This is a genomic window from Halomonas marinisediminis (assembly GCF_004347715.1).
Classification (GTDB): Bacteria; Pseudomonadota; Gammaproteobacteria; order Pseudomonadales; family Halomonadaceae; genus Halomonas; species Halomonas icarae.
In genome coordinates this window covers 1-273 of the sequence record NZ_SLTR01000454.1, presented here as the reverse complement: position 1 = coordinate 273, position 273 = coordinate 1, and the positions used below count along the sequence as shown (strand labels likewise).

1 pseudogene is annotated in these 273 nt (G+C 65.2%); it reads right to left on the bottom strand.

The window, feature by feature from the left end:
* Positions 1 to 273: pseudogene (locus tag E0702_RS17395) on the bottom strand (single-stranded-DNA-specific exonuclease RecJ); the annotation flags it as partial.

Sequence of the window (273 nt, the reverse complement as noted above, 5' to 3'; positions counted from 1 at the left end):
CACGATGCCCATCACCCCCGGATACCCCTCGGGATCGTGCAGAACGATGGCCTTGGCCTCGGGATCCGCCTGGGGAAGAAGCCTTTTAAGCATCTCCTCCTCTATGGCCTGGCGGCGGGCGTTCAGCCGGTTCAGCTCCTCCACCAAACCCCTGGCCTCCTCCTCGTCCTCCGTGAGGAGAAGCCTAAGGGCTTTCTCCGCCTCCCCCAGGCGGCTTGCGGCATTGATGCGGGGGGCGATGCGGAAGGCCACCTCCCCAGCTTTGCCCGAGTA